Source organism: Aeromonas sp. 96A (assembly GCF_051919165.1).
In the GTDB taxonomy this organism is placed as follows: domain Bacteria; phylum Pseudomonadota; class Gammaproteobacteria; order Enterobacterales; family Aeromonadaceae; genus Aeromonas; species Aeromonas veronii.
Genome location: NZ_JBQBFE010000001.1, coordinates 3,033,579 through 3,053,771, shown reverse-complemented (window position 1 = coordinate 3,053,771; position 20,193 = coordinate 3,033,579). Strand labels below are relative to the sequence as shown.

Below are 20,193 nucleotides of genomic sequence, written 5' to 3'. Positions count from 1 at the left end.
CGCCTATTCATCGCTCCGAGTGGAACGCTTAACCCCGTGATTTCAGGTTTATCTATGCATTCATCGGCCCATTATCGACAACTGCTGGCGCGCCTGCCCCAGATCGCCGTCGCAGCGGATCAGTTTGAAGTGCTCTACAGCGCCCAGGATTTCAAACGCCGCATTCTTGCGCTTATCGCCAGTGCCACCCGGCGCATCTATCTGGTCGCGCTCTATCTGCAGGATGACGAAGCAGGCCGGGAGATCATCTCCGCCCTCTACGCCGCCAAGCAGCGCAATCCGGCCCTCGACATCAAGCTATTCGTCGACTTTCACCGTGCCCAGCGAGGCCTGATCGGCAAGGGCAAACAGGGCGGCAACCACCTGATGTATCAGGCCATGGCTGCCGAACACGACCACCAGATCGAAATCTACGGCGTGCCGGTCAAAGGGCGCGAGCTGCTCGGTGTGCTCCACCTCAAGGGCTTCATCTTTGATGATGTGGTGCTCTACTCCGGCGCCAGCCTCAACGACATCTACCTGCATCAGCAGGATCGCTACCGCTTCGATCGCTATCACCAGATCACCAGCCCGGAGCTGGCCCGCAGCATGGTCAACTATGTGGATGACCTGTTCGTGAAGAGCGACGCGGTGCAGCGACTGGATCACAGCGATATCCCCAGCGCCAAACAGCTGAAGGGGCCGATCCGCCGCTTCAAGCAGAACCTGCGCCAGAGCCAGTACCGCTTCAGCACCATGCCGGTCAACACCCAGGAGGTGGCCGTCACCCCCATGGTGGGTCTGGGCAAGCGCAACAATCAGCTCAACCTGATGATCCGCAATCTGGTGCGTGCCACCGAGCGAGAGATCTTCATCTGCACCCCTTACTTCAACCCCCCCAAGGAGTTGAGCAAGGATATCGAGGATCTGCTGCAGCGCGGTTGCAAAGTCACCATCGTAGTGGGCGACAAGACCGCCAACGACTTCTTCATTCCGCCGGAAGAGAAGTTCTCCACCATCGGTGGCCTGCCCTATCTCTACGAGACCAACCTGCGCAAGTTTGCCGAGCGCAACCAGCGCCACATCGACGACGGTCGTCTCAACCTGATGCTCTGGTGCTGCGAGCGCAACTCCTACCATCTCAAGGGGATCTTCGTGGATGACGAGTGGGCCCTGCTCACCGGCAACAACCTCAACCCCCGCGCCTGGGCACTGGATCTGGAGAACGGCCTGCTGGTACACGATCGTCGCCACCTGCTGCGTCCCCAGTTCAACGCGGAGCGGGAGAACATCCTGACCAACACCAAGCGGATCAGTCACTTCGATCAGGTGGAGCAGATCCAGGACTACCCGGAACAGGTGCGCAAGCTGCTGGGACGGATCCACCGGGTCAAGGCCCATCTGCTGCTCAAACGCATCATCTGACTTTGGGCGCCATGCGCCCGCACCTTGCCTGTTGGCAGCCGCACAAAGGCCTCCCGTTTTCGGCAGGCCTTTGTTATATCCGCCGTTTCCCCCGCCTTGACGGCCCTGCCAGCAGCAACTCGGCTTGCATCGGCCCCTCAACAACCCCTATCATCTGGACATATTTACAGTGTTTTCGGGCATCTAATTGATGAAATTGGATAAAATTCCTCTCGATAGCCTCAAGGGTGTCGGCAGCAAGATGCTGGAGAAGCTCGAGCGGCTGGGGCTGGCCACGGTACAGGATCTGCTGTTCCACCTTCCCCTGCGCTACGAGGACCGCACCCAGGTGTGGCCCATCGGCGATCTGCCGCCCGGCCTGCACGGCGCTGTCGAGGGCGAAATCCAGGACACTCAACTGGTGATGGGGCGCCGCCGCATGATGGTCTGTCGCATCAGCGACGGTACCGGCACCCTCACCCTGCGCTTCTTCAACTTCACCGCCGCCCAGAAAAACAGTCTGGCGGCGGGCCGCCTGATCCGCTGCTTTGGCGAGGTGCGCCCCGGCAAATACGGGCTAGAGATGGCCCATCCCGAGTACAAGCTGCTCGGCGAGGAGCAGGCCGGCCAGACCGAAGAGGCGCTCACCCCCGTCTACCCGACGACCGAAGGGCTGCGCCAGCTCACCCTGCGCAGCCTCACCGATCAGGCGCTGGCCCAGCTCGACCTCTACGGCGTGGAGGAGCTGCTGCCCGCCGGCCTCTATCCCCACCAGATTGAGCTGGCCGCTGCTCTGAAGCTGCTGCACCGTCCGCCCCCCTCGGTGGCACTGCCGCTGCTGGAAAGCGGCCAGCATCCGGCCCAGCAGCGGCTGGTGCTGGAGGAGCTGCTGGCTCACAACCTCTCGGTCTTGAAGGTGCGCGCTCAGGCACAAACCCAGCTGGCCCGCGCCCTCAAACCGGCGCCTGCGCTGGTCGAACAGCTGCTCGGCGCCCTGCCGTTCAAGCCGACCGGCGCCCAGAGCCGGGTGGTAGCCGAGATAAGTAAGGATCTGCAACAGAGCCACCCCATGATGCGGCTGGTGCAGGGGGATGTGGGATCCGGCAAGACCCTGGTCGCAGCGCTGGCCGCCCTGCAGGCCATCGGCAACGGCTGTCAGGTGGGCCTGATGGCGCCGACCGAACTGCTGGCGGAACAACACGCCATCAACTTCGCCAAGTGGCTGGAGCCGCTCGGCATCGGAGTCGGCTGGCTGGCGGGCAAGCAGAAAGGCAAGGCACGGGAGGAGGCGCTGGCCGCCATCGCCGATGGCAGCGTCAAGATGGTGGTGGGCACCCACGCCATCTTTCAGGAGCAGGTGGTGTTCCAGCGTCTGGCGCTGGTCATCATCGATGAACAGCACAGATTCGGGGTGCATCAGCGCCTCGCCCTGCGCGAGAAAGGGGAGCGGGAAGGGGTGCATCCCCATCAGCTCATCATGACCGCCACCCCGATCCCCCGCACCCTGGCGATGACCGCCTATGCCGACCTCGACACCTCGGTCATCGACGAACTGCCGCCGGGCCGAACCCCCATCACCACGGTCGCGCTGCCCGACAGTCGTCGTGGCGATGTGATCGAACGGGTCAAGCTCGCCTGCACTGAGGGCAAGCAGGCCTACTGGGTCTGCACCCTGATCGAGGAGTCGGAGGTGCTGGAGTGTCAGGCCGCCGAGGATACCGCTGCCGAGCTGCAGAACCTGTTGCCCGGTCTGCATATCGGGCTGGTACATGGCCGGATGCGCCCGGTCGAGAAACAGCGGGTGATGGAGGAGTTCAAGGCGGGCATACTGCAACTGCTGGTCGCCACCACCGTCATCGAAGTGGGGGTGGATGTGCCCAACGCCAGCCTGATGATCATCGAGAACCCGGAACGGCTCGGGCTGGCGCAGTTGCACCAGTTGCGTGGGCGGGTTGGCCGGGGCGCGGTAGCCTCTCACTGCGTGCTGCTCTATCATGCCCCCTTGTCCAAGACGGCCCAGAGCCGGCTCGGGGTGCTGCGGGAGACCAACGACGGCTTCCTCATCGCCCAGCGCGATCTGGAACTGCGCGGCCCGGGGGAACTGCTCGGCACCCGCCAGACCGGTCTGGCCGATCTCAAGATCGCCGATCTGGTGCGGGATCAGCCGCTTATTCCACAGGTGCAAAAGATGGCACGCTTCCTTATGGATAGGCATCCGAGTCATGTCGAACCCTTGATACGGCGCTGGCTCGGTCTGCGAGACCACTACTCAAACGCCTGACAACACATCCCAAAACAGGAGGAAAGCAACCATGAATTCCTGGCTACGCGGCCTGCTCTACACCTTCGCCTTCCTGCTGCTGTTTGTCTGGGTTGCCCTCGGCCTGTTCGACGCCGAGCGCGCCAAAGGCCCCATCGCCAGCTGGATCAGCCAGCAGACTGGCGTACCGGTCACCATAGGGCGACTGGTGTTCAACCCGCTCCACCCCTACACCCTGCTGGCAGAGCAGGTACGCTACGGCGATGCGGTCTCCCTCGACAAGATCTATCTGGAGATCGAGAGCATCGACTGGCTGAGCCGCGACGTGCGCATCGCCCATCTCGATCTCATTCGCCCCGCCATCAAGCTGCCGCTGCCCAACCAGCTACCGAACCTGCCGGTGCACTCCCTCACCATCAGCGACAGCACTATCGATCGCCTCAGTCTGGAGAGCCCCGAGCTGACCCTGCGCGGTCTCAACGCCACCCTGAGTGACTGGGAGCTGATCGACCCGCAACGGCAGCCACAGGCCAACCTGAGCCTCAATATCGGCCAGCTGGAGACTCCGCAGTTCACCTTCGCCCGTCTCAACCTGCAAGGACGGCTGGAAGGAGAAGTGCTGCGCACCGACAAGCTGGTGACCAACCTGTTCGACGGTCTGCTGGAGACCGGCATGGTACTGGACTGGCCCGCCCGAACCCTGCAACTGCACGATCTCAAGGCACGCGGCATGCGGATAGAGCTGGGTGATCTGACACAGCAAGGCTTCCCGCAGCGCTTCCCGTTGCAAAGCGTGTCGCTGGATCGCGGTCAGCTGGACGGCATCAGCCTCAACGACATCAATCAGGAGCTCTCCTTCAACAACTTCAGCGGCCAGCTCACCGCCTTCAACTGGCAGGCGGGCAACCAGCCCACCGGCTATCTGAGCGGCACCCTGGGCGACATGGGTCGTGGTCTGTTCCAGCTGGAGGAGATCAAGGGCAAGCTCGCCTTCTCGCCCCAGCAGATCGACGGCGAACTGCAGGGCAAGGCCTATGAAGGGGAGTTCAATGTCGAGCTCTCCCTCGATAGCCAGCAGCAGAAGCTGACCCTGAAAGACGTGGCGCTGAGCGGCATGGATATCAGCCTGCCGCAAGGGTGGTGGCAGGATTGGCAGAGCTGGCGCCCGCAGCAGGTGGATATCCGCAAGCTGGCGTTCGACAAGCTCAAGGTGCTCTCCTTCGACGATACCCTGCCCCTGTCGCTGACCGGCTGGCAGCTCTATCTGAGCGATCTCGCCCTGCGCGATAACCAGCCCGGCCCGCTGCTCGGCCGTGCCCGCATCGAGAGCAAGTGGTTCGAGCTGGTGTGGGATGGCCTCAGCGCCCGTAACGGCGAGCTGGATGGGGAGCTGACCCCCAGCTCCTGGCAACTGGGCAAACTCACCAGCTCGCTGCCGGATGAGGGCACCTTCAGCCTGAGTGGCCAGTGGGGCCGCGAGCCGGGCCAGAGCAGCCGCCTGCAGTTGCAGGCAACCAAGCTGGATCTGCAGCAATGGGGCAAGATATTCCACTCCCCTGTCTCCTTCGCTGGCAAAGCGGACGTGAGCGCCGACCTGCAAGCCGAACAGGGCAAAACGGCGGGCGAGTGGCGCCAGACCCTGCAAGGCAGCTTTGCCCTCGATGCCGACGAGCCGTTCTGGGACAAGGTGAAGATAGATCCACTGCTGGATGAGTGGTTCAAGGGCGCGACCCCGCCCACCCTGACGCCGGATCAGCTGTGGCAGGCGATGCAGGAGGGCGACACCCCCTTCTACCGCATCAAGCTGCAGGGCAAGATCGACAAGGGGCAACTACAAGTCGAGCAGGCTGGCGCCTCCACCATCACTCATCTGCTGGCGCTGCAAGGGGGGATCGATCTGGTCAACGAACAGTGGCAGCTCGATCTGGGGATCCTCAATGGCAACCGCTGCGCCGAGCTGCTCGGCCAGTGGCGCGGGCCGCTGACGGAACCCACACTGGCCTGGAGCTTCCCGCAGAAGCAGGACGCCTGCGGCTGGGAAGTGGGAGTACGCTATCCGCCTCAAGGCAACAGCGCCCCGCTCTGGCGACCGGCTCCCGCACCGAAAGCCCAAAACCAGGCCCAAGTGCAGACCCAAGCCGGGCAGACAAGCGACAGCCAGCAAGGGTAAAAACAGACAAGGCCTCATGATGAGGCCTTGTTGTTTGATGGGGAAACGACGCGGTTACTGGCCCGGGCGGCGGGGCGGCTGCACCACGTAGTGACCGAGGAACTCCGCCGCCAGCTTGCTGCCGCTGAACAGCTGGATCTTGAGGCTGAAGGTGGCAGGCTCGCCCCGTTTGAGTGGCTGCAGCACGGCGGGCATCCCCTCGCGGGCCACTCGCGCCTCGGGCTCCTCATCGACCGGGCCATGATATTTGATGGAGCTCTCGGCCAGCACCGGCTCGCCCACCAGCCCCTCCTCTTTAAGCTGCAACCAGATCAGCCCCCAGCCCGCCAGCACGCACTGGCTGTAGACACTGCCGGCGAACATGCTGCCATGCACGTTGAAGTTGGCTGCCAGATTGGCCTTGAGATGGAAGGTCTGGCCGTCGTAGTGGCTGATGTGCATCCCCATCTTCTCGCTGATGGGCACCCCGCGTGACCAGCGGGTGGTGAGATCCTGACACCACTCCGGCCGGTACTGGATAGTCTGCAACGGGCTCAGGGATTTGATCATCTGGCGATGGGGAATCCGACCAAAGGAGACGGGGCCGCCCCCCACTTCGAGAAAGCCGCACTTGCGATAGAACTCCACCGCCTCCTGACGGGCGTTCATCACCAGCCGTTTCACCTTCTCGCTGCGGGCCAGCTCCTCGAGATCCTCCACCATTTTGGCGCCCAGCCCCTGGCCGCGATATTCGGGACGCAGCGCCATAAAGCGGATCTGCGCCTCATCACCGCCGATAAAGAGGCGGCCCACCGCGATGGGGGTGCCATCGGGTGCCAGCATCAGCCGGTGAATGGCGACGGTGTCGTACTCGTCCCGCTCGGAACCGACGGGCAGATTGAAGGGTTTACGCAGAAGTTCCCAGCGCAACTGGTAATAGGCATCCAGCTCGGCGGCTGTCTGAGGGGTGACTACCCGATACATAGTTTCATCCTTGAGTTACACTGGTCGGAAACCATCTTGCCGTGCAAATTCATGGACTTCAATCTGCAAGCGTACCAAGCCGATCACTTGTTGCACCTCAGCGTCAAACCCCAGCGCCGCCTCACCGTGCAGGAAAATGACCAGCACCGCTGGCTGGAGATAGATGGCGTGGTGCAATCCGCCATGTCGCTCGCCAACCCCGCCGCCCTCTGTCTACCCCATCAGCGGGTCATCGCCTGCCTGCTGCCAGAACAGGCCGGGCAGATCCTCGAACTCGGGCTGGGTGGCGGCGATCTCACCCGCCATCTGAGTCAGCGCTGGCCCGATGCTCGCCACGAGTGCGTTGACCTCGACGAAGAGGTACTGACCGTTTATCAGCAGTTTTTCCAGTATCAGGAGAGCGATGAACACGCCGCTCCCGCACTCCATCAGGCCGATGCCCTCGCCTTTCTCGAGCAGAGCGAGCAGCAGTACGACCTCATCCTGCTCGATCTCTTCAGTCAGGATGGCAACCCGCTGCTGCTGTTTCAGGAGCGGCTCTACCGGGCGCTGGCTCCCCGCCTCTGCGGCACCCTGGTGATCAACCTGCTGCCGCGCACCGCACTGGAGCTAACCCACGCCCTGACACTGATAGAACAGTGGATTGGCCCCGCCACCCCCTATCCGGTTGCGGGGCTCATCAACGTAATCGTCCACGTCACACCGCGGGACGAAACATCTTCAGACCTGTAGCCAGAACGTCGTTGGCCCCTCGTTGACCAGCGCCACCTTCATGTCGGCGGCAAAACGGCCGGTTTCGGTCGGGATGCCGCTGGCGGCGGCCTTGGCCACGAAGTAGTCATAGAGCCGCTCGGCCTCGCTCGGGTGAGCACCGCAGGAGAAGCTGGGACGCATCCCTCGCTTGGTATCCGCCGCCAGCGTGAATTGGGAAACCACCAGCAGACTGCCGCCGATCTGGCTGACATTCAGGTTCATCTTGCCCTCCTGATCCGGAAAGATGCGATAACCACTGACCCGATGCAGCAACTTGTCGGCCTTGGCCTCGTCATCCCCCTGCTCTACCCCGAGCAGTACCAGCAATCCCTGACCGATGGCGCCGGTCACCTCCCCCTCGACGGTCACGCTGGCCTCGGAGACCCGCTGAATCAGTGCAATCACATCCCTCTCCTCTCAAAACAGAACGACCGCCCCGGCTCGATTGCAGGGGCGGTCGTCGATGCTACCAATAAACCGGTGGCCAAGGCGATGGCTTAGCCAAGCTCCTCGCTCGCCGGCTTCTCGTACTCGCCGAGGCAGGCGGTAGTCTCCGCACCAAGCAGCACCACCAGCCAACTCAAATAGACCCAGACAAACAGGATCGGGATGGTGGCCAGCGCGCCGTAGATGGCCTGATAGGAGGGGAAGCTGGTGATGTAGATGGCAAAGCCGCGCTTGGCCAGCTCGAACAGGGTCGCCGCCACCAGCGCGCCGATAAAGGCGTGGGCCAGCCGCACCTTGCAGTTCGGTACCACGGTATAGACCAGCAGGAAGGTGAGCACCGAGAAGAGGAACGGCAAGCCGCGCAGCAGCAGATAGCCGATGCCGAACAGGCTCTCGGCGCCAAACAGCCGCAGCGAGAAGATGTAGGAAGAGATGGCGATGCTGGCCCCGATAAGCACGGGCCCCAGGGTCAGGATCATCCAGTACATGGCAAACGCCTGCGCCAGTGGGCGGCCCTGAGTCGAACGCCAGATGTAGTTGAGGTTCTTGTCGATGGCGGAGATCAGCATCAGCGCCACCACCACCAGCGCCCCGATCCCCACCGCCGTGGTGTTGGTGGCATTGGCTACGAAGCCATCGATGTACTCCTTGAGCACCTCCCCCGCCGTCGGCACGAAGTTGTGGTAGACGAACTGCTCCATCGCCTGCTTGAGGCTCTGGAACACCGGGAAGGCGGACATCATGCCAAAGACCACGGCGATCATCGGCACCAGCGAAAGCAGGGTGACATAGGCCAGATAGCCGGCAGTGACCGTCAATCTGTCCTGCTGGAAACGGCCCCAGACAAACTGGGCAAAGTGGCGACCATCATGGCGCAAGAAGGAGAGGGCGTGGGCCAAACGGCCGCTGACAGGCTGCTGCATCTTGATTCTCGTTAGCGTCATAGTGGCAATATTGTGTCAGAGGAGAGCGCTGTTTGACCACCTTTGAACCCGATTTGCCCCCATCTCCCCCAACCTGTCACCCGGCTGGCGTCTCTGGCTGTCGCCAGAAGCAGAGATAAAAACGGCCCCGCTATGGGGCCGTTTGCAACGCCGGATTACAGCATGTAGTCCGCAGGCAGCTCGATGCGGGCGACGCCGGAGGCCACCGCCGCCAGCGCCACGGCGCGGGCAACCCGCGGCAGCAGACGGGCATCCATCGGCTTGGGAATGACGTAATCCTTGCCGAAGGCGAGCTCGCTCACCCCGGCGGCGGTCAGCACTTCGGCCGGCACCGGCTCCTTGGCCAGCGCGCGGATCGCCTCAACCGCAGCAATCTTCATGGCATCGTTGATGCGGCTGGCACGGGCATCGAGGGCACCGCGGAATATGAAGGGGAAGCAGAGCACGTTGTTGATCTGGTTCGGGTAGTCGGAGCGACCGGTGCCCATGATGAGGTCGCTGCGCACCCCGTGGGCCAGCGCCGGCTTGATCTCCGGATCCGGGTTGGAGCAGGCGAAGATCACCGGATTGGGCGCCATCAGGGCGACCGCTTCGGCGGGCAGCACATCGGGGCCGGAAACACCGACAAACACATCCGCCCCTTCGATGACATCCATCAGGGTGCGCAGCGGGGTCTCGTTGGCGAAGCGCTGCTTGTACTTGTTGAGATCGCTGCGGCCGGTGTGGATAACACCCTGACGATCCAGCATGAAGATGTTGTGCGCCCTGGCACCACACTTGATCAGCAGGTCCATGCAGGCGGTGGCGGCAGCCCCAGCCCCCATGCAGACAATGCGGCTGTCGCTGATGAGCTTGCCCTGGATCTCCAGCGCGTTGAGCAGACCGGCGGCGGTGACGATGGCGGTACCGTGCTGGTCATCGTGGAACACCGGAATGTCGCAGCGCGCGATCAGCGCCTCTTCAATCTCGAAACACTCCGGCGCCTTGATATCTTCCAGATTGATGCCACCGAAGGTATCGGCGATAGCCGCCACCGTGTCGATGAACTGCTGGCTGGTCTCGTGCTTCACCTCGATGTCGATGGCGTCGATGCCGGCGAAGCGCTTGAACAGCAGGGCCTTGCCCTCCATCACCGGCTTGGAGGCTAGCGGCCCCAGATTGCCCAGACCCAGAATGGCGGTGCCGTTGGAGATGACGGCCACCAGATTGCCCTTGCCGGTATAGCGATAGGCATCGGCCGGGTTGGCGGCGATCTCGCGCACCGGCTCGGCAACACCCGGGCTGTAGGCCAACGCCAGATCGCGGGCGGTTTCGGCAGGCTTGGTCAGGGCGATGGCAATTTTGCCCGGTACGGGCAGGGCGTGGTAATCGAGTGCTTCTTGACGCAGATCGGACATGGGGGACCCCGATGTGGTTGGTGCAAATGAGGTGCCGACAGGGGGCACGCAGAAGGGCGGGGATCATAAAAGAAAGCGGCGGGCATGCCCAGCAGATCATGCTGCCACCAGCCAGATCAGACCAGTTATTTCAGCACCTTCCCCCGCCCACACCTACCACTTTAGTTATAGATCCTGCTATGTGGGGTAAAAATGGAGCAAAAAGGGCGGCAAGTTGGCCTTGCCGCCCTTTCTGTCAGAGCTGTAGACCTGACTCAGTTGCCCAGATAGACCGGCAACAGATTTGCCATCGACAGGAAGTGGAACAGCGCGGTCGCCAATCCGAAAAGGATCAGCAGCCAGGCCATCTGCTTGCCGCCGGGGGTGACGAAATGGGGGGTCACTTCGCCCCGCTCGGCCCGCGCCCGGGTGCGCAGCACCAGCAGTGCCGGGATGATGCAGGTCCAGATGGTGGCGGCGGCACCGGCATAGCCGATGGCCAGCAGGAAGCCAAACGGGAAGAGCAGGGAGAGCAGCAGCGGCGGCAAGAAGGTGACCGCCCAGGTCTTGCTGCGACCGGCGCGGCTGTTGTCGAACTTGAACAGATCAGCCAGATAGTCGAACACCCCGAGCCCCACCCCGATAAAGGAGGAGAGGATCGCCGCCATGGAGAAGCCGTTGATGGCGCTGGCCACCTTCTCCGATTCGATCACCCCTGAGAGCGCGGAGAGCAGCACACTCACGTCACCCCCCTTGGCAATCACGGGAGCAAAATCCTGACGGGGCAGGTTGCCAAAGATCCCCAGCAGCCAGAGCACGTAGAGCGCCAGCGCGATCAGGGTTCCCCCCAGAATGGCCCATCTGGCCTGCTGCTCGTTCTGGTAGTAGGCACGCAGGGAAGCAACAGAGTGGTGATAACCAAACGAGGTGAGCGCCACCGGCAGCATCGCCATGGCATAGGGAGCGTAGCGGCTCTCGCTGCCCGCCAGATCGAGCAGGGTCGGCAACTTGATACTGCCGAGCAGCCCGGCCACACCGAGGGCGAAACTGAGGATCATAAAGGCGATCAGCACCACAGAGATGCGGTCAACGGCGCGAGTCGAGTGCCACACCACCGCAGAGAAGAGCGCCACAAACAGCACGGATGCAAGCTTGCTGTCGATCCCCAGTATCCCCTGCAGGATGGCACCGGAGGAGGTGATATAGGCGTAGAGCAGAATGCCGCCAACAAAGTAGACCGAGAGGTTGTTGAGGAGATTGAGCTTCTCCCCCAGCAGCTCGCGAGTCACAGTATTGAAGGAGACCCGCATATCGTGGTGCTGGAAGGATTCCAGCAGCATCCAGCCGGAGAGGGTCATCATCACCATGGTGACGGTCAGCGCCAGCACCGACCAGAGGGTCCAGGCCCCTGCCCCCGAACTCGGCAGACCGAGCATGCCGGCTCCCACGCAGACGCTGGCAATGATGCAGGCGCCCCCCAAAATTGACGGTTTTTTCTTCATAATCCCTTCTTTTTCTGACTGATTATCTATCCGCGGTAAACAAGACCGCGGCATGATGCCAGCCTTTGCCATGAGACGCCTACCACTATCTGCCATAACCGGGCATGGCTGCCGCATAAAAAGTGCCCCGAACGGGGCACTCTATCAGCGGGAATGATGTGAAGAGGGTTAATCCATCACCGGGATACCTGCCCTCGCCTCGGCCTGACGGGCGATGGCCTCGGTCATCCCCTGAAAGATAAAGAGGTGGAACGGCAGCATGGCGAGCCAGTAGGCCAGCCCCCAGGCGCCCTGCGGGTGCCAGTGAGCGGTGACCCGGATGCGGGTCAGGCCCGACTCCTCCGGCAGGATGTTGAACTCCAACCGCCCGACGCCCGGGGCCTTCATGTTGAACAAGAGATCGAGCCTGCGCCCCTCATCCACCCCGAGGATCTGCCAGGAGTCGAGCATATCACCCTTCACGAAGCGATCGGGATTGGTGCGGCCACGGGTGCGGGCCGGGCCGCCGATCAGATGATCCATCCATCCATTCGCGCACCACCCACAGCTCGTTCATGTAGAAGTAGCGCTGCTCACCCCCCAGCTGCTGCAACACCTGCCACACCACCTCGGGAGAGGCGAGGCAGATGGCCTCGCCGCTGGCGGTGCGATCGTAGAAACCATATTCGGGATGGCGCCAGCGCAGGCCGAGCGGCGTCTCCTGCCCCTGCTGTTCGGCACCCAGCTTCTGCTCCAGCGCCAGACTCTCCGCCAGCGCCTCGTCGAAGCTGAGCAGGGTCTGCGGCAGCAAGGCGCGCAGCGGGCCGTCATCGGCTGGAATATCGTGCTTGAGACCGCCCACCAGCGCCTTGGCCACCGGCTGCGGCACCGAGGTGACAAACTGCAGCCACCAGGCAGAGAGGCGCGGACTCAGAAACGGGATGGGAATGATGGGGCAGCGCTTGCCGATATGGGCGGCGAACTTCTGCAACTGCTGCTGATAGCTGAGCAGCTCGGGGCCGACCGCATTGAAAATGCAGCCATCCACCTCGTCGGCTTCCACCAGCCCACCCAGATAGTGAAGCAGGTTGGACAGCGCAATCGGCGGCGTACGCGAGCGCACCCATTTGGGCGTCACCATCATCGGCAGGTTGAACACCAGATCCCGCATCACCTCGAACGCCGCCGACCCGGGCCCGATGATGATGCCGGCGCGCAGCTCCACCGTTGGCACGCCGGAGTCACGAAACAGCTCGCCACAGTGGCGGCGGGAGTTGAGATGACGGCTGTTGCACTGCTCCGGCTGGATCGCCCCGAGATAGATGATGCGGCGCACCCCGGCAGCACGAGCGGCGGCAGCGAAGTTCTTTACCCCCTGCTGCTCCAGCCGGTGAAAATCGGCCCCCGCCCCCATGGCATGCACCAGATAGAAGACGGTATCTATGCCCGCCAGCGCAGGCAGCAGGGTGATGGGTTTGAGGCTGTCGGCGAGGCGAAACTCGACCCCCTCAGGCAAGCGGCAGGGACGGCGCGCCCCGGCAATCACCTTGTAGCCGAGGGTTTGCAGGTGAGGCACCAGATAGGAACCGATATATCCTGCCGCTCCCATCACCAGACAGTTACGCATGAGTGCAGCCCTCAGCATCATTGATGCAAGGGGCGCCAGACAGGAATCCACCATAGCCCGCCACGTCCATCACCAGACCATTTCTCATGTAATTCTCCCTATCCTCACCGATGCCGCTTGTCAGCCAGAGTGCGCAGCGTTACCTGAAAATGTTCAACTACAGCGCCACCATCCAGTCTCTTGCCATCCTGCCACGCCACCACCTTGCAACCTAGTACTAACCACCTCTCTGATTAGTCCGATTTGGTGTTAAGCCCTGCTCATTGGCTGGTCGATAACTGACCAGATGTATAGCGCCGAGGGCGAATGTATGCGCATCGATCACTACGACCTCCAGGGGGAGGTGCAATACCGGCAACAACAGGCCCAGAGCCGCAAGGTGCGCAACCTCGGGCCAGTGCCACCCGCCGTCAATCCACCGGAGGGCAACAACACGGCCGCGGCCGGCGAACGCAGCAGCACCCTGACCCTCACCAGCGCCCTGACGCTGCAAACCGCGAGGCAATCGGCCGCCAGCCAGCAAGCGACAACACCTCCCGCCCCGCCCGCAGCGGACGTCGGCAAAGAGCAGGATGGCATTCCCGACGATGGACTGGATAACCGCCAGCGGCTGATCAAGCTGATGATCGAGGCGATGCTGGGCCACGAGATCGAGCTGCCCAAACCGATCAAGTCCACCGAAGAGGGGGGCGAAGGGGTGACCCAAGGAGAAGCCGCAGCTCAGGCCACCGAGCCGGATCAACTGGTGGAGGTGACAGACACCCTGCTGCAACAGGAGCAGCTCAACGTGGTGGCGTCAGCCAGCGTAGCGACTCGGGATGGTCAGACTATTCAGCTCGATCTCGGCTTTGTGCTCGACTGGCGTCAGCTGGAGGTGAGCCAGCGGCGCACCACCCTCAATGCCCTCAAAGATCCGCTGGTGCTCAGTCTGGATGGTAAGATTGCCGATCTGACCGAGGCACGGGTCACTTTCGATATTGATCAGGATGGCAAAGAGGATAGCCTGCCGGGCTTGAGTGAAGGGAGCGGCTTTGTGGCGCTGGATCGCAATGGCAACGGCACCATAGACGATGGGGGCGAGCTGTTTGGTGCTCGCTCCGGCAATGGCTTCGGCGAGTTGGCCACCCTGGATGAGGATGGCAACGGGGTGCTGGATGAGGGGGATAGCCAGTTTTCAGCCCTGCAGTTCTGGCAGCCGGAACAGTCCCCCATCGCCCTGGTGGAGCTGGGGATCGGCGCCATCCTGCTGCATCCTCTCGACACCCCCTTCAACCATCTGGGGGAAAGCGGCAATCAGGGGGTACTGCGTCAGTCCGGTCTCTATGTGACCGAGCAGGGCAAGGGCGGCTGGGTGCAGCAGGTCGACCTGCGGGTCTGAGCCTTTAAACGGAATCAGCAGCCCGGTCGCTGACGAGATCTGCCAGCGACCGGCTCCGGTGCCACCATCAACTCAGCTCGGTGGGGTCGATATCCAGACTCCAGCGCACCCGCTTGGTCTCGGGCCAGCCTTCCAGCTCCTTCACCGCCCAATCCAGCAGCTGGGCCAACGGTGCCCGATTCGGCCCCTGCACCAGCAACTGCATGCGAAACTTGCCCGCCTTGCGCTCCATAAAGCCGCTGATGGGCCCCAGCACCTGAACGTGGGGATAGCGGGCGCTGCGCAGGGTATCGGCGAGGCGGGCGAGGAACAGCTGCACCTCGTCACGGCCATTGGCCTCGGCGCGGAACAGCCCCTGATAGCTGAAGGGCGGCAGCCCCAGCAGGCGGCGCTCTTTCAACGCCGTATCGGCGAAGTGGCCGTAACCGTTCTGGGTCAGATCCTGCAGCAGGGCATGTTCCGGATGGTGGCTCTGCAGCACTACCAACCCGGGTTTGCTGGCGCGCCCGGCACGACCCGCCACTTGGGTGTAGAGCTGGGCCAGCTTCTCGGCGGCGCGAAAATCGGCGCTGAACAGGGCGCCATCCACATCCAGCAGACCCACTAGCGTCACGTCCGGAAAGTGGTGGCCCTTGGCCAGCATCTGGGTGCCGATCAGGATCTTGTACTTGCCCGCCTTGATGTCGCCGAGATGGGTCTCCAGCTCCCCCTTGCGGCGGGTGTTGTCCCGATCGATGCGTACTACCGGATATTGCGGGAAAACCGTGGTGAGCAGCTGCTCCAGCTGCTCGGTGCCCACTCCCGATCCAATCAGCTCGTTGCTGCCACACTCGGGGCAGTGGTGGGGCAGCGGGCGCACGCTGTCACAGTGGTGGCAGTGCAGCCGTCGTCCGGCCTGATGCCAGGTGTACCAGGCATCGCAACGCTCACAAGCGGCGCTCCAGCCACATTGGTGACAGATCAGAGCCGGGGCATAGCCACGGCGGTTGAGAAACAGCATCACCTGATTGCCCGCCGCCAGATGCTCTGCCATCAGCTGCTCCAGCTGGGGAGAGAGCCCGGCCTGCAGCCGCACGCTCTTGATATCCAGGATCACCTGACGGGCGGTCTGGGCGTTACCGGCACGCCGAGTCAGGGTAAGGTGGTGATACTTGCCGCTGCGGGCGTTGTGCAATGTCTCCAGCGACGGAGTAGCCGAGCCAAGCAAAATGGGAATACCGGCACGATGGGCCCGCATCACCGCCAGATCCCGCGCGTGGTAGCGAAAACCGTCCTGCTGCTTGAAGGAGCCGTCGTGCTCCTCGTCGATGATGATGATGCCGAGATTGTGAAACGGGGTGAACACCGCGGAGCGGGTACCGATCAGGATGGCGGCGCCGCCGTCGCGGCAGGCGAGCCAGGCGTCGAGCCGCTCCCTGTCGTTCATGGCGGAGTTCATCGCCACCACCGGCACGTTGAAGCGGCGGCGGAAGCGGTTGATGGTCTGCGGGGTGAGGCCGATCTCCGGCACCATCACCAGCGCCTGCTTGCCCGCCTTGAGCAAGGGTTCGAGGATGCTCAGGTAGACCTCGGTCTTGCCGGAGCCGGTAATGCCGTCCAGCAGAAAGGCGCCGAACTTGTCGCTCTGGCTGGTAACGGCAGAAACAGCCAGCGCCTGCTCGCCATTGAGGCGTAGCCCCTCCCCCGGCTCAAAGCGGGCAGCCCAATCGCCATCGTGGCTCGGCTCCAGCGAACGCTTCTCCAGCAAGCCTTTCTTCTCCAGCGCGGTGAGAGCGGCACTCTGGATCTCCTCCTGCTTGAGGGCAGAAGGTGTCTGCGGCCCCTTGCGCAGCAAGGCGAGCGCTTGCTGCTGCTTGGCCGCCCGCTTGAGCTCGTTGAGATCGATGGCCATGCCAGCCTCAGTAGCAAACCAGAACTCCAGCTCGCGATAGGCGGCTGGCTCCCCCTTGCGCACCAGCACTGGCAGGGCGTGAGGCAACACCTCACCCAGCGGATGCTGGTAGTAGCTGGCGCTCCAGTTCATCAGCGCCAAAATATCCGGCCCCAGCACCGGAGCCGTGTCCAATACCCGTTTGATGGGCTTGAGCTTGTTGCGGGGCACCTGGCTGTCAGCCGGATGATCCAACACCAGCCCGACCAGGGTCTGGGGACCGAAAGGGATCTCGACCCGGCAACCGGGGGCAGGTAACGGTAGGGGAGAGAGATAGTCGAAGTGACGGCGTAACGGTACCGGGACAGCGACACGAACCAGATCCAGCGTTTGGGAAGAATTCACCAGGGGTTGCCTATTTTTTCTGCGAAGCCACTTGCCTGATCTCAGGCATTTCCTATATTATTCGCAGCCTTTGAAACTGTGTTCAACAATCGTGTGGTGTCCGACAAGAGATCGGATGGCGACACGGCCTATTAATTGAGGTTGTCCATGAAAGCTGGTATCCATCCTGACTACGTAGCCATCACCGCCAAGTGCTCTTGCGGTAACGTCATCAACACTTTCTCTACCATCGGTAAAGATCTGAACCTGGACGTGTGCTCCGAGTGCCACCCGTTCTACACCGGCAAGCAGAAAGAAGTTTCTAGCGGCGGCCGCGTAGACAAGTTCAACAAGCGTTTCGGTGCGATGACCACCAAGAAGTAATTTTACTTCTGAAGAATTCTGAAAAAGGCGCCCAATGGGCGCCTTTTTTACGATCCCTGTTTTTCATCCTTCATGTTCCCGCAGCCAGACGCACTCTCCCCTACTGGCCAAACCCCTTGGAACGACGCAAATAGACATACCCCTCACCAGGGCTGCCCCAGCGCGGGCTCCCTGCGTTGTCATAGGCGCGATCCAGCAATCTGACGCTATCGGGGCCAATCCAGATATGCTGCACCAGCGTCGTGGCACCACCAAAATCGGTGGAGCAATGGCCCACCCGGGTATGACCGGCATATTCGCCGGAGGGGGTGCGGGTCAGCCAGATCTCGCAACCGTGACGCAAGGAGAGCTGCTGCGGGGTCAGGCTGTCGAGCAGGGCGGGATCATGCCAGGCACCGGCAAAATCGGTGGCACGGGGCATGGTCAGTTCGGCCATCAGGATCCGCCCGTCAGGGGCGGGTGAGAAGCGATAGATGCGCTGGCGGAAAGGACGGACGGAGCGCATGCTCAGATACTGCTCGGCATAGACCCAGCGATAGCCCTGATGGCCGGGCCAGATCTCCATCAAGCGCAGCTCGGCACTGGTAAAGCGGCTGTCGTAACTGGCCTGCTCCCGGCTCGTAAAGGCCCCGTTGAACCAGCTGAGTAGCGGCTCCATACTGGGCTTGAGTGGGGTAGCCTGAGGCGCCGATCCTGCCAACACCAGACAGGAACAGAGCAGCCCGAATACGGCCACCAGCAACTTTGCCATCGAATCCTTCCGAATCATCATAGTGGCGGCGATTATATGAGCGAATTTCCCCAATAACAGCCATTACGATCAAATCATTGCCACTCTGGTGCAAAAACCTCACAAGGATGCCAGTCCGCTCACTAAACCCGATATTTTGCCACCGCCTTGTTGAGCAGCTGGGCCTGCTCGTTGAGACCCTCGCTGGACCTCGCATTTTCCTCTGCCATGATGCTCGACTCCTGGGCGATGTCGCGGATGTTGTTGACGTTGCGGTTCACCTCGTTGGCCACCAGACTCTGCTGTTCGATGGCGGCGGCAATCTGGGTGCTCATGTCCATGATATGGGTAACATCCTGAGTGATCTGCCCCAACAACTCCCCTGCAGTACTGGCCTGATCCGAGCTGCGGTTGCCCTGCTCGCGGCAGGTTGCCATCACCTCGACGATGCTGCCGGTCTGTTTCTGCAGCGAGCTGATGATGCCGGCGATCTCCTGGGTCGATTTCTGGGTACGGATGGCCAGATTGCGCACCTCATCGGCCACCACCGCAAAACCGCGCCCCTGATCCCCTGCCCGGGCTGCTTCGATGGCCGCGTTGAGGGCCAGCAGGTTGGTCTGCTCGGCAATACCACGGATCACGTCAAGCACGGAGCCGATGGTCTCGCTCTCTTTTTGCAGCTGGCTCACCTCGCGGGATGAACTCTCCAGATTGCCCGCCAGCGAGCGGATCTGCTCGACAGTATTCTCGACCGCAGTCCTCCCCTCCATCGCCTTGTTGTTGGTCGCCTGCGCATTGTTGGCCGCCTGCTCGGTGTTGCGGGCGATCTCTTCGATGGTGGAGCCCATCTCGGTGGACGCGGTCGCCACCATGTCGGTCTCTTGCAGCTGGCGCGCTGCCCCTTCACTGGTGCGTTTGACGTTGGCCGAGAGGTGATCCGCTGCTTCGGTCAGGGTGTGCACGCTCTGCTTCACATCGCCAATCAGGTTGCGAAACCCGCCCAGCATCACGTCGAGATTGCCTGCCAGCTGGGCCATTTCATCGGCACCGCGCAGCTCTATCTTCAGGCGCAGGTCATTATCCTGACGAATGCGGTTGACGGTGTCATTCACCTGAGTAATGGGACGGTCGATGCTGCGCCCCAGCAACACGCTCATGATGCCGATCAGCACAACAATCACCCCGCCACAGACCAGCATCAGGCTGTTGAGGCGAGCGCTCTGCCGCTCCAGCTCAGCGACAATGTGCTGATCGACGGCGGCAAACCCCTGTTCGGTCTGATGCACCAGATCCCGCATCTGGTTGCGCAGCCCCTCATCCTCTTTCAGCCCCAGTACCTGCATCCCCTGCACCAGCGCCACAAAGTCCTGCCGGTACTGCTTGCTGGCCTGTTCCAGCTTGCCGCGATCCGCCTCCGGCAAAGTGGCAAGGCTATCCTGAAAACTCTTGTGCAAGGTCTCGAAACGCTCCAGATACTGGATATCGGAGCGAAGCATGAAGTCTTTCTCCGCCCGCCTCAGCTGCAGCATGGTGATGAGCAACCCCTGCTGATCCAGCTGCTTGAGCCCATTCTCCACCTCATGCACCGCCGCCCGCAGCTTGCCATAGAGCCCCTCCTCCGGCCCCAGACCAATCTTCTGCTGCTGGGCCACCAGATCGTTGAAGGCTTTGCCATAGCCGCTGATCTGCTGATCCAGTCTGGTCAGCTCCCCCTCGACGGCCGCCAGATTGTCATCGGTCACCAGCTCCCGGTTGTGCTGGTGAAAGTCAGACAGCCCCTGATTGAAGCGCTCGACGAAGGTCATATCCTTACGGATCAGAAAATCCTTCTCGGCCCGCCGCAAGTTGAGCATGGCGATCTCCAGCTGGTCGATATTACGCTGGGCTTCGGTCAGATGACGGTGCACCTGGCTGGAGTAGATAAACAGGCCGCTCAGTACCAGCATGGCAACGGCAACCAGCACGGTATTCAGGATCAACTTATGACGGATAAGCACGATAGACCTCTCGCAAACTGGCAGTGAACTGCATTGAGCTTATGCA

At 62.2% G+C, this 20,193-nt stretch carries 14 protein-coding genes and 1 pseudogene; 6 read left to right on the top strand and 9 right to left on the bottom strand.

Translation table 11 applies throughout. The features are described 5' to 3' along the window. Positions 1–54 precede the first annotated feature (54 nt). From pssA to ACTG2W_RS13990, 3 genes are all read left to right on the top strand, one after another. Positions 55–1,404 (top strand): CDP-diacylglycerol--serine O-phosphatidyltransferase, encoded by a 1,350-nt coding sequence (gene pssA / locus ACTG2W_RS14000; protein ID WP_257124147.1) that lies wholly within the window; start codon positions 55–57, stop codon positions 1,402–1,404. 190 nt (positions 1,405–1,594) lie between these two features. Continuing rightward, positions 1,595–3,664 carry an ATP-dependent DNA helicase RecG gene (recG, locus tag ACTG2W_RS13995; protein ID WP_257124146.1) on the top strand — a complete coding sequence of 690 codons (2,070 nt, stop codon included), beginning with the start codon at positions 1,595–1,597 and terminating at the stop codon, positions 3,662–3,664. A gap of 31 nt (positions 3,665–3,695) precedes the next feature. Then, entirely contained in the window at positions 3,696–5,813 is a 2,118-nt protein-coding gene (locus tag ACTG2W_RS13990; protein WP_106844214.1) for an AsmA family protein, read from the top strand. 54 nt (positions 5,814–5,867) lie between these two features. Here the strand turns inward: ACTG2W_RS13990 and ACTG2W_RS13985 are convergent, their stop codons facing one another. Beyond that, entirely contained in the window at positions 5,868–6,776 is a 909-nt protein-coding gene (locus ACTG2W_RS13985) for a bifunctional GNAT family N-acetyltransferase/hotdog fold thioesterase (RefSeq protein WP_440016293.1), read from the bottom strand. A gap of 51 nt (positions 6,777–6,827) precedes the next feature. On the opposite strand from ACTG2W_RS13985, the gene ACTG2W_RS13980 reads away from it, so the two are divergent. Further along, entirely contained in the window at positions 6,828–7,508 is a 681-nt protein-coding gene (locus tag ACTG2W_RS13980) for a spermidine synthase (RefSeq protein WP_201990896.1), read from the top strand. Here the strand turns inward: ACTG2W_RS13980 and dtd are convergent. From dtd to ACTG2W_RS13955, 5 genes and pseudogenes are all read right to left on the bottom strand, one after another. Beyond that, positions 7,497–7,934 carry a D-aminoacyl-tRNA deacylase gene (dtd, locus tag ACTG2W_RS13975; protein ID WP_005356887.1) on the bottom strand — a complete coding sequence of 146 codons (438 nt, stop codon included), beginning with the start codon at positions 7,932–7,934 and terminating at the stop codon, positions 7,497–7,499. The genes ACTG2W_RS13980 and dtd overlap by 12 nt on opposite strands. Before the next feature lie 92 nt (positions 7,935–8,026). Beyond that, on the bottom strand, positions 8,027–8,899 hold the full coding sequence (locus tag ACTG2W_RS13970) for a virulence factor BrkB family protein (RefSeq protein ID WP_041209731.1): 873 nt from the start codon (positions 8,897–8,899) through the stop codon (positions 8,027–8,029). A 176-nt stretch (positions 8,900–9,075) separates the two neighbouring features. Further along, the gene (locus ACTG2W_RS13965; RefSeq protein WP_440016292.1) at positions 9,076–10,317 is read right to left on the bottom strand and encodes a malic enzyme-like NAD(P)-binding protein; all 1,242 of its coding nucleotides are present in this window, start codon (positions 10,315–10,317) and stop codon (positions 9,076–9,078) included. Positions 10,318–10,571: 254 nt separating this feature from the next. Next, on the bottom strand, positions 10,572–11,798 hold the full coding sequence (locus tag ACTG2W_RS13960) for an aromatic amino acid transporter (RefSeq protein WP_440016291.1): 1,227 nt from the start codon (positions 11,796–11,798) through the stop codon (positions 10,572–10,574). Between the two features lie 168 nt (positions 11,799–11,966). Then, positions 11,967–13,404: pseudogene (locus ACTG2W_RS13955) on the bottom strand (DUF2867 domain-containing protein). Positions 13,405–13,690: 286 nt separating this feature from the next. Between ACTG2W_RS13955 and ACTG2W_RS13950 the strand changes: the two are divergent. Further along, positions 13,691–14,782 carry a hypothetical protein gene (locus tag ACTG2W_RS13950; RefSeq protein ID WP_440016289.1) on the top strand — a complete coding sequence of 364 codons (1,092 nt, stop codon included), beginning with the start codon at positions 13,691–13,693 and terminating at the stop codon, positions 14,780–14,782. Between the two features lie 67 nt (positions 14,783–14,849). On the opposite strand, the gene priA is transcribed toward ACTG2W_RS13950, so the two are convergent. Continuing rightward, positions 14,850–17,057, bottom strand: coding sequence for a primosomal protein N' (gene priA, locus ACTG2W_RS13945; RefSeq protein ID WP_440016288.1), 2,208 nt, complete (start codon positions 17,055–17,057; stop codon positions 14,850–14,852). A gap of 147 nt (positions 17,058–17,204) precedes the next feature. Between priA and rpmE the strand changes: the two genes are divergently transcribed. Then, positions 17,205–17,420: a 50S ribosomal protein L31 gene (rpmE, locus tag ACTG2W_RS13940; RefSeq protein ID WP_005340673.1), complete on the top strand. Its 216-nt coding sequence runs from the start codon at positions 17,205–17,207 to the stop codon at positions 17,418–17,420. A gap of 100 nt (positions 17,421–17,520) precedes the next feature. Here rpmE and ACTG2W_RS13935 read toward each other — a convergent pair whose 3' ends face one another. Together ACTG2W_RS13935 and ACTG2W_RS13930 are read right to left on the bottom strand one after the other, a co-directional pair. Then, positions 17,521–18,171: a chromophore lyase CpcT/CpeT gene (locus ACTG2W_RS13935; RefSeq protein WP_440016286.1), complete on the bottom strand. Its 651-nt coding sequence runs from the start codon at positions 18,169–18,171 to the stop codon at positions 17,521–17,523. 122 nt (positions 18,172–18,293) lie between these two features. Further along, the gene (locus tag ACTG2W_RS13930; protein WP_440016284.1) at positions 18,294–20,147 is read right to left on the bottom strand and encodes a methyl-accepting chemotaxis protein; all 1,854 of its coding nucleotides are present in this window, start codon (positions 20,145–20,147) and stop codon (positions 18,294–18,296) included. Positions 20,148–20,193 lie beyond the last annotated feature (46 nt).